Source organism: Parahoeflea olei, from assembly GCF_001703635.1.
Taxonomy (GTDB): domain Bacteria; phylum Pseudomonadota; class Alphaproteobacteria; order Rhizobiales; family Rhizobiaceae; genus Hoeflea; species Hoeflea olei.
This window is the reverse complement of sequence record NZ_LQZT01000001.1, coordinates 97,214-105,993: the sequence shown is the minus strand read 5'-3', so window position 1 is coordinate 105,993 and position 8,780 is coordinate 97,214. Positions and strand designations below refer to the sequence as shown.

Below are 8,780 nucleotides of genomic sequence, written 5' to 3'. Positions count from 1 at the left end.
CAACGCTGAACCTGGCCGCCGCCGCGGCCCAGGGCGCGCGGCTGTTTTCGCCCTATCACAAGGCCTATGCGGAGCGGTTGCTTGTTGCCGCCACGCGCGCCTATCATGCGGCCGAGGCCCATCCGGCGCTCTATGCGCCCGCCACCGATGGAAGCTTCGGCGGCGGCGATTACCAGGACGACGACGTCTCCGACGAGTTCTACTGGGCGGCGGTTGAGCTCTATCTGAGCACCGGCGATGCTGCCTGGCTTGCCAAGGCGAAGGCCTCGCCGCACTGGTCCGGCCCGGTGTTCCAGCCCGACGGGTTCAGCTGGCGGGCGGTGGCGGCCCTCGCGCGCCTGGATCTCGCTGCGGTCCCGTCCGCTCTTTCGCCGCAGGATCTCGAGCAGGTGCGCGCCTCGGTCGTCGATGCGGCCGAGGCCTATCTCGGAGTGCAGACGACGGAGGGCTTCGGCCTTCTCTACGACCCGCCGGGCGGCTATGGTTGGGGCTCCAACCAGTCGCTGATCCAGAACATGATCGTGGTGGCCAGTGCCTATGACATCACCGGCGAGACGCGCTACCTGCAGGCGGTGCGCGAGAGCATGGACTATATTCTCGGCCGCAATGCGCTCGGCATTTCCTATGTGACAGGCTACGGCGAAACCTTCGCGCACAACCAGTACTCCTGGATGTTCGCGGCCTCTCTCGATCCGTCCTATCCGCCAGTGCCAAAGGGCGCGCTTGCGGGCGGACCCAACAGCGGGCTCGCGGACAGTTATGCGATCGACACGCTCGAGGGATGCGCGCCGCAGACCTGCTATGTCGACGATCCGCGCTCGTTCTCGACCAACGAGATCGCCATCAACTGGAACGCGCCGCTGGCCTGGATCGCCTCGTTCCTGGCAGACACCGAGTAGCGTGACCCGCCGTAGCGCCGGGCAACCGCATCTTAACGCGGGCATGGCAGAATGCCGGCGATGTATTGCCGGGATTCCTGACCCATGACCCAAATCGCGCTGATCGGCACCGGTTTCGTCGCCGACTACTACATGACGACGCTTGCCAACTATCCCGAACTCCGGCTTGCCGGCGTGTGGGACCGCGATCCCGCGCGGCTCGGCGCATTTGCGCGGTTCCATGACGTCCGCGTCTATGGGTCCCTCGGGGAATGCCTTGCCGATCCCGAAGTCACGATCGTCGTCAACCTGACCGCGCCCGAAAGCCATTACGACATCAACTGCGCGGCGCTTGCTGCGGGCAAGCATGTCTATTGCGAAAAGCCGCTGGCGATGACCTTCGATGAGGCGCGCGAGGTGATCGACCTGGCCGCGCGCGCAGGGTTGACCGTCTGCGGTGCACCGGCCAACGGGCTGTCGGACGCGCAGGCACTGGCCGCAAGCCTGATCGGGGCGGGGCGGATCGGCACGCCGCGGCTCGCCTATGCCGAGATGGAAGACGGTCCGGTGTTCAAGGACAACTGGCGCGACTGGCGCTCGCGCTCGGGTGCCGCCTGGCCGGGCGCGCATGAATTCGAGATCGGCTGCACGCTCGAGCATGCGGGCTATGCCCTGTCCTGGCTGGTGTCGCTGTTTGGCGCGGTCGATCATGGCCAGGCCTTTTCGGCGCTGACCTTTCCCGACAAGGGGCCGGCGGCGGCGGGGTTGAGGCTCGCGCCCGACTTTTCCGTGGGCTGCCTTGCGTTCCGCTCCGGGGTTACTGCGCGGCTCACCTGCGGGCTCGCCGCGCCGCGCGATCGCTCGCTCACCATTGTCGGCGACGAAGGCACGGTGGTGGTGCGGGATCTGTGGGACGACCGCTCGCCGGTGCATCTGAGCCGCTTCGATGGCGCGCGGCCGCTGCTGCAGCGCCTCATCGGCCGGTTCGAGCGCAGTCGCGGCCGGGTGCTGCCGCTCAGGCTCACCCACGGCCGGGCGGTGGCCTATCCGTCGCCGCCGCGGGCGCAGAGCCTTGCCGCCTTTCCCTCGCGCATCGATTTCGCACGCGGGATTTCGGTGATGGCGGAGGCGATCGCGGCGGGGACACAGCCGTTCTTTTCGGGCGAGCGCGCCCTGCACCTGACGGAACTGGCGTTGGCGCTGAATGCCGGTGGCGGCAGCTTCACGCCGCGCTCGGGCTTCTGAGGCTTACGGCGCGGTCCCCGGAGAGGGCGGCAGCGCCAGCCCCTGCTCGATGATGCGCAAGGCCGCAATCGTGTCGTCGAGCCGGTTGTCCGGCTCCTCGAAAAGGCCCTGGCGGATTGCCTGAGAGGCGGCCTCGATCTCGAACTGGAGGCCGGTTCCGGGAAAGCCGAAATCCTGGCGCGCGGTGCCGGGCAGGGGAAGGTGCTGCAGCAACTTGCCGAGCTTGCGTCCGCCTGCGCCATCGCCCGGCTGGGCGAGATCGGCGAGGCGGCGCGAGCCGTAGACGCCATAGGCCTGCGCCTTGATGAAGGGCGGGCCGAGCACCAGCACGCCCTTTTCGCCTTCCACGATCAGCCGGTTGGAGCCCAGCCGATCGAAGCCGCAGGTGATGGCCGCCTCGACATGGCCGAAACGCAGCCTCAGTGTTGCCGAGATGTCGACGCCCGAGGCAGCCCTGACCCAGGCGCCCTCGGCGCCGGTGGCCTCGCCGAGCAGGAACCGCGCCAGCGAGATCCCGTAGATGCCGAGATCGTGAAGCGCTCCGCCGCCCTGGGCCTTGTCGTAGAAGCGGCTGTCGGGGGCATAGGGTTGCGGCCAGGCAATGTCGGCCTCAAGCGCGATGATCTCGCCGATGACGCCGTTCTTCAGTGCCTGGCGGGCGGCCCGGACAGCCGGCAGATAGCGGCTCCACAGCGCTTCCATCGCAAAGACGCCGGCCTCGAGCGCCGCGGTGCGGATCTGCACGGCTTCTTCGCGCGAGGCCGTCATCGGCTTTTCGATCAGCACCGGCATGCCCGCACAAATGCACGCCAGCGCCTGGGCATGGTGGGCCATGTTCGGGGTGGCGAGATAGACGGCGTCGATCGTGCCCGAAGCGATCATGTCGTCGAGCGAGCCGAACGGGGCAATGTCGCCATGGCTGCGCGCAAAAGCGGCGGCCCTTGCCGGATCGCGGGAGCAGACGGCGGCGAGCGCGGCCGAGGGGGCGTGGCGGATGTCGCCGGCGAACTGCGCGGCGATCTGTCCGGTTCCGGCAATGCCCCAGCGGATGATGTTGGAGTGGGTCATGACATGGTCCTAGCGCGGCATCTGTAAAGGCCCGGTTAGTGAACGGCAAGGCGCCCGCGCCGGGGCCGTGCGGGGAGCCGGAACCGGAGCAAGCACGGCAGGTCGCAACCCGGTAGAAAAACAACGCAAGGTCGGTGCAAGTTTACGCAGGCAGTGTCTGCCTTGACCGGCGGCATGGCGGGGGAAACCCTGCCGTCGCTTGACGGGCGTCGTCTCCGCTGGGCGACGCCCGTCTGCCGCTTCCTGCCGGATGCGACCCAGCTTCTGCGCGCACTGCCGCTCATGCTCTGCCCCCATCTCCCGCCATCGACGCCAACCTTCCCGTTGCGCCGCCCCGCTCGTTCCTCAAGCAACGCGTAGAAATGGTCGCCGGCGAGCTCGCCCGTGACGGCGGAACACTGGGTCAATCATTGTTAGCGGGCTTAACGGTGAATTAAAGTTTGTTCTCCATTTGTATAACAAAAGAGGATTTGCAAATGGATGTTACCAAGACACTGATCGCCCTTGCAGCAACAACCGTGCTGGCGACGTCCCCGGTTCTTGCCGAGCCGGCAATGCCGGATGTGCACAAGCTCGTCACCCCGGCCGTGATGACGGAGATGCGCAAGTCGATTGAAACCGACATCGTTCGCATCTCGATCAAGGCGCAGAACAGCAGGCTCGACAAGCTCAACCAGGAGCAGATCGACTCGCTCGACAAGCAATGGGTCGCAGAGCGCGAAAGCGACGACAAGCCGCTGATCGCCGCCACCCTGTCCAATCCGCTGTCGATCTATCTCACCCGCATCCAGGGCAAGTCGCTCGGCCTTTACGCCGAAATCTTCGTCATGGACCAGAACGGGCTGAATGTCGGCCAAAGCTCGATCACCAGCGATTTCTGGCAGGGTGACGAAGGCAAGTTCCAGAAGACCTACAACGTGTCCGGCGACGCGGTGTTCATCGACGAGCCCGAATGGGACGACGAGGCGAAGATCTGGCGCGGTCAGGTGAGCTTCACCGTCACCGACCCAGCCAGCGGATCCTCGATCGGCGCGGTGACGATGGAACTCAATCTGACCGAGCTTGAGCGCCGGTCTTCACCCGGGGCATGAGGCCATGATCTTCACGCGCATGCCGATTGGCGGACCTGATCGGGCTGCGCTTTTTACGACTTAACAGGACGCATATCATGCTCAAGAACATCTCTGTCACCGCCAAAGGGTTCCTAGCCTTTGCGATCCTGGCGCTCATAGCCATCGGTGCATCTGGCTTCATGTATGCTCGTTCGACGACGGCGACCAAGCTGGTCGAACGCAACCAGACGATGGCACAGCTGGTAGAAAAGACCGGCGAACTTTCCGATCACGTCAACCAGGCCAATCTGGCGCTGAAGAACTTCCTGCTGACGGGCAATCGTGACTTCGTGAGCGACTACAATGACGTGGTGGCCGAAATCGAAACCCAGTTTGCCGACTTGAAGTCGCTTTATGCCGCAAACGCCGCGGAAGACCTTCCGGTGCTCGAACAGGCCGCAGCCACGATCGATGAGTGGCGCCGCACCGTGGTCGATCGGCAGATCCTGCTGATGCGCGATCCGATGACCGTCGAGCTGGCGCGTGTGCTGGAGCTGACGGGCGAGGGCGCCAAGCTGCTCAAGGATTTCTCGACCAAGATCGGCACCGCAACCGCAGATCTCCAGGCAAACGCCAAGGTGGCGTCGGCGGACCAGCGGTCGGCATTGGCTTCGGTCGAATTCATCAGCCTGGCGGCCTCGATCGTCATCGCGCTGGTGGCCGCGGGCATGGGCTTGCTCAACTTCATGCTCGTCTCGCGACCGCTGAACCGGCTTTCTCATGCGACGGCGCGGCTCGCCCATGGCGAACTCGATGTCACCATCGACAAGGGCGGCAAGGACGAGATCGGCCAGATGGCCGACTCCATGCAGATCTTCCGCGAAGCCGCCCGCGCCAACCAGCGCCTGCAGGCGGAAGCCGAGGAAAACCGCAAGCGCGCGGAGAGCGACCGCATCGCCGCCCAGCAGCAGGCCGAGGCCGATGCGGCCGAACGCCTGCGGATCGCGACCTCGGGTCTGGCCGGCGGCCTGAGACGGCTTGCTTCGGGCGACCTGTCGTTCCAGCTCGAGGAGGCTTTCGCGCCCGACTTCGAGGCGCTCAGGCACGATTTCAACCAGTCGGTCCGGCAGTTGAGCGAGACCATGGCGGCGATCACCGACAGCGTCTCGGCGATGGAGACCGGCACCCGCGAGATCGCCAACGGCACCGACGATCTGTCAAAGCGCACCGAGCGGCAGGCCGCAGCGCTGGAAGAGACCGCGGCTGCGGTCGAGGAAATCACCGCCAATGTGGCCAACTCGACCAAGCGCACGGACGATGCACGCAGCGTGGCCTCCCAGGCCAATTCCTCGGCGCACCAGTCGTCCGAGGTGGTCGGACAGGCCGAAGATGCGATGCGCCGGATCGAGGAAAGCTCCAAGCAGATTTCCAACATTATCGGCGTGATCGACGAGATCGCATTCCAGACCAACCTTCTCGCGCTCAATGCCGGGGTCGAGGCCGCGCGCGCCGGTGAGGCGGGCAGGGGCTTTGCGGTGGTGGCCCAGGAAGTGCGTGAGCTCGCCCAGCGCTCGGCCAATGCCGCCAAGGAAATCAAGGAGCTGATCCACAATTCGTCGACCCAGGTGTCGAGCGGCGTGGATCTGGTCCGCAAGGCCAGCGAAGCGCTGCGCACCATCGGCGGCTTCATCACCGAGATCAACACGCATATGGATGCGATCGCGATTTCGGCCACGGAGCAGTCGACCGGCCTGTCGGAGGTCAATCAGGCCGTCAACTCGCTCGACCAGACCACGCAGCAGAACGCCGCCATGGTGGAAGAATCGAATGCCGCCTCGGCCGAACTGGCCCAGGAGGCTGCCAAGCTGCGCGAGCTGATCTCCCAATTCACCATCGACGGATCGGCTTCGGCGCAATCGAGCGCGCTGCGGTCGACGGCCCGCGTGATGGCGCAGGCCGCCGGCCGTCCGGCAGTCGCGCAACCGGTTGCGGCGCCGCGGCCGCAACTGAAGAGCCAAGGCAACGCCGCCGTGGCCGAGGACACCTGGGAAGAGTTCTGAGCAGATCTGCGAACCCGCTCACCATTGCAACGGCCCGCCTCCGTCAGGATGCGGGCCGTTTTCGTCTTTGAAGAAGGCTTTCCGGGGGCTGCCTTTGCGCCGCCGGCGCAGGAGGCCTTGCTGTCTCGCGGGCCTTTGAGAGCGCCCTGTCTGCGCCGGGCCGGCCTGCCTCACCGCAGCGGAAGGCAGGCAAGTTCCTGTCCGGCAAGCCGGTCCCTGCTCAGTCGGCCGGAAGATCCGGCTTCCAGCGCGCCATCAGCGCGGAATTGGTGACGACGCTGACCGAGGAAAACGCCATTGCCGCACCGGCAAAGACCGGCGGCAGGATGCCGAAGGCCGCCAGCGGAATGCCGATCAGGTTGTAGACGAAGGCCCAGCCGAGATTGCGCCGGATCGTGCGCCGGGTTCGGGCGGCGACATCGAGCGCGGCCGGCACCAGGCGAAGATCGGGGCGCATCAGCGTGATGGCGGCGGCTTCGCGGGCGGCGTCGGCGCCGCCGGCCATGGCGATGCCGAGATTGGCGGCGGCCAGCGCCGGCGCGTCGTTGAGCCCGTCGCCGACGAACGCCACATGCCCGCCGGTGGAGCTGGCGAGCGCGCGGATGGCATCGAGCTTCTCGCCGGGCAGGAGGCCCGCGCGGATGTCGGTGACGCCGGCTTCGGCTGCGATCGCGCGGGCGGTGGCCTCGTTGTCGCCGGTCAGCATGATGGTGGCAAGGCCGCGGCGGGTGAGTTCGCCGAGCGCCTGCCGCGCCTGCGGCCGGATGGCGTCGGCAAGCGAGATCACGCCGATCAGGGTCGTGTCGCGGGCCACCCAGGCGAGCGTGCCTGCGGTCTCGCGGATGGCGGCGTCGGCCGCGCCGGTGTCGATGCCGGATTCGATCAGGAAGCGTTCGGAGCCGATGCGGATGGTGGCGCCGTCGACAGTGCCCTCGAGGCCGCGCCCGGGCACGGCGCGGATCGAGCTGGCAGGGACCACCGGCACGTCATCCGATTGGGCCCGGGCGACGATGGCGCGGCCGAGCGGATGCTCGCTTGCCGTTTCCAGCGCGGCGGCGAGACCAAGCAGCTCGGCTTCCCCGCCGGGAACGGCGGGATGGAGCTGCGATACCGTGGGCGTGCCTTCGGTCAGCGTGCCGGTCTTGTCGAACGCGATCGCCCTGATGTCGGTGGCGCGTTCCAGGGTTTCGATATCGCGGATGAGGATGCCGGCCTTGGCCGCCGCGCCGGTGCCGGCAACCAGTGCCGTGGGCGTCGCCAGGCCGAGCGCGCAGGGGCAGGCGATGACGAGCACGGCAACGGAGGCCACCATGGCGGCTTCGAAATCGGCGCCGGCCAGCAACCAGCCCACCAGCGTGGCCAGCGCGATCGCCAGGATGAGCGGAACGAACACGGCCGAGATCCGGTCGACCAGCTTCTGCACCGGGGCCTGGCCGGACTGTGCCTCCTCGACCAGGCGGGTCATGCGCGCAAGCCGGGTGTCGGCACCGAGCGCGCGCACCTCGACTTCGAGCACGCCGTCGGTGTTGGTGGTGCCGGTGATGACCGGATCGCCTGGGCCGCGCGCCACCGGCATGCTTTCGCCCGTGACCATGGCCTCGTCGAGCGAGGATTGGCCGGCGAGAATGATGCCGTCGGCGGCGATCCGGGCGCCGGGGCGGATCAGGATGGTGTCGCCGATGGTGAGCCGCTCCACCGGCACGGTGTGCAGTTTGCCGTCGGCGTCCTTGCGCTCGGCGGTGTCGGGCTGCAGCCGGCCCAGGGCGCGCAGCGCGCCGGCGGCGCCGGATTTGGCGCGGGTTTCGAGATATTTGCCGAGCATGACCAGCGTCAGCACGACGGCGGCGGCTTCGAAATGCAGGTGCGACGCCATGCCGGCGGCGTGGTCCGCATGCGGATTTGCCCAGCCCGACAGCATCACCCACAGCGACCACAGATAGGCCACCCCGGTGCCGAGGCTCACCAGCACCGCCATGTTGGCCGAGCCGCCGCGCAGGGCGCCGGTGGCTTCGCGCCAGAAGCGGCTGCCGGAGACCAGCATCACGCCGGTGGCGAGCAGGGCCTGCCACACGGGCGAGATCCAGGCCTCGCCCAATCCGGTCATCATCGGCAGCATGCCGATCACGATCGGCAGGGTCAGCACCGCGGAGACGATCAGGCGGACGAGCGTCTGGCGCTCGTCGGCGCGGCGTTGCGCGGCCTGGGCCTCGTCAGCTTCGCGGTGGGCCGCGAAATCGTCGCGCCTGAGAACGGCGCCGAAGCCTGCGCGGGAGATGGCGCTCGCCAGCGCCGCGGGGTCGAGCGCATCGCCGTCGATATCCGCCCGTTCCAGCGCCAGATTGACGCGCGCGCCCGAGACGCCCGGTTGACGCGACAGCACTTTCTCCACGCGGGCCGAACAGCTCGCGCAGGTCATGCCGGTGATGTCGAATGTCAGATGGTCTGGTTTGGCAGTCACGGCGCGGTCCTCACGCAGA

Annotated in this window: 6 protein-coding genes; 4 read left to right on the top strand and 2 right to left on the bottom strand. The window is 67.3% G+C overall.

Annotated features, from left to right (window positions below; translation table 11 throughout):
* The coding region (locus tag AWJ14_RS22610; RefSeq protein ID WP_245304081.1) for a glycoside hydrolase family 9 protein at positions 1-899 on the top strand (899 nt) is incomplete at its 5' end.
* Positions 900-983: 84 nt separating this feature from the next.
* Positions 984-2,123 (top strand): Gfo/Idh/MocA family protein, encoded by a 1,140-nt coding sequence (locus tag AWJ14_RS00520; RefSeq protein WP_066173434.1) that lies wholly within the window; start codon positions 984-986, stop codon positions 2,121-2,123.
* Positions 2,124-2,126: 3 nt separating this feature from the next.
* Here the strand turns inward: AWJ14_RS00520 and AWJ14_RS00515 are convergent, their stop codons facing one another.
* Positions 2,127-3,191, bottom strand: coding sequence for a Gfo/Idh/MocA family protein (locus AWJ14_RS00515; protein ID WP_066173431.1), 1,065 nt, complete (start codon positions 3,189-3,191; stop codon positions 2,127-2,129).
* A gap of 476 nt (positions 3,192-3,667) precedes the next feature.
* Here AWJ14_RS00515 and AWJ14_RS00510 point away from each other — a divergent pair, with 476 nt between their 5' ends.
* Together AWJ14_RS00510 and AWJ14_RS00505 are read left to right on the top strand one after the other, a co-directional pair.
* A complete protein-coding gene (locus AWJ14_RS00510) occupies positions 3,668-4,282 on the top strand; it encodes a hypothetical protein (protein ID WP_066173429.1) in 615 nt (204 codons plus the stop codon).
* Positions 4,283-4,359: 77 nt separating this feature from the next.
* Positions 4,360-6,303, top strand: a complete 1,944-nt coding sequence (locus tag AWJ14_RS00505) for a methyl-accepting chemotaxis protein (protein WP_066173427.1) — start codon at positions 4,360-4,362, stop codon at positions 6,301-6,303.
* A gap of 220 nt (positions 6,304-6,523) precedes the next feature.
* Here AWJ14_RS00505 and AWJ14_RS00500 read toward each other — a convergent pair.
* Positions 6,524-8,780 (bottom strand): heavy metal translocating P-type ATPase (locus AWJ14_RS00500; RefSeq protein ID WP_342587229.1); only part of this gene is annotated, 2,257 nt, incomplete at its 5' end.